The organism is Burkholderia sp. Bp8986 (assembly GCF_003854225.1).
In the GTDB taxonomy this organism is placed as follows: Bacteria; Pseudomonadota; Gammaproteobacteria; order Burkholderiales; family Burkholderiaceae; genus Burkholderia.
This window is the reverse complement of the sequence record NZ_QTQM01000164.1, coordinates 1-1,043: the sequence shown is the minus strand read 5'-3', so window position 1 is coordinate 1,043 and position 1,043 is coordinate 1. Positions and strand designations below refer to the sequence as shown.

At 60.7% G+C, this 1,043-nt stretch carries 1 pseudogene; it reads right to left on the bottom strand.

Annotation, left to right across the window (positions count from 1 at the left end):
- Nucleotides 1-418: 418 nt before the first annotated feature.
- Nucleotides 419-965: pseudogene (locus DID99_RS36695) on the bottom strand (transposase); the annotation flags it as partial.
- Nucleotides 966-1,043 lie beyond the last annotated feature (78 nt).

Sequence of the window (1,043 nt, the reverse complement as noted above, 5' to 3'; positions counted from 1 at the left end):
TTGCTTGGCTTCGAAACCGCTACGCCGTCGGCAGCGTGAACTCGTTTGCCGAGCAAAACGAATTGTTCAGGGCCGACCAGATAGGGTGAGGCTGGGATAATGTCAGTGGTTGGTCGGACCTAGCCAATTGCCCATAATAAGTGGCTTCTGCCTCGGCAGGGAATGTCGTCGATGGGGCTGAACAGTAGCCGCGATCGTCAGTCAAAAAAACCTGCTTTATGTGAGCCTTCGCATACTCGCGAATCCCGGGCGACTCTCAAAAGAGTTGGATTACGGGCTGTGGGATGGACCTTGTCGCTTGCGCGTGAAGCCTTCACGGTGGCATTCTAGGTTGGCTTCTGCTTTGCTTGGCCCCCGATTTCCGTAAGCGCCCGAGCAGTACCGTAGTGCAGGTTGTTGACCGCGGAGTTCCGCGACGCTATCGGATTGGCTCGACGCGAGCAGTAGGCGACAGCGATGGCGCCACGTCCCACGGGAGCAGTTCGTCGACGCGGTTGGCCGGATTGTCGGCGATGCGCTCGAGTACATAGGCGAGATACGCCTCGGGATCGAGGCCGTTCAGGCGTGCCGTACCGATCAGGCTGTACATCGCGGCGGCACGTTCGCCGCCGGAGTCGGCGCCGGCAAACAAGTAATTCCGTCTGCCGAGGGCGACGCCGCGCAACGCTCGTTCGGCGATCAGGTTATCAATCTCCGCTCGCCCGTCGTTGCAGTAGTAGATGAGCGCCGGCCAGCGATTCAGCGCGTACTGAATCGCCTTGGTCGTGTCGGATTTCGCAGAGAGCGAGGTGAGTGAGCGTCGATTCGAACCACCGCTTCATGTCGTCGGGCAGTGGCACCGCTCGCGCCTGACGCGCGCTGCGTCGTTCGTCAGGTGGCTTGCCGCGGATCTGTTCCTCGATCTGGTAGAGCGCGCCGATCCGGCGAAGCGCCTCCTCTGTCGCAGCGTTGGGACGCACAGCGTGCTGACCCTGCCTCGTTTTCACGTACAGCATCTCATGCGGCGATCAAGCTGGCTTGGTAGTCGACAGGGGTGAGGAAAT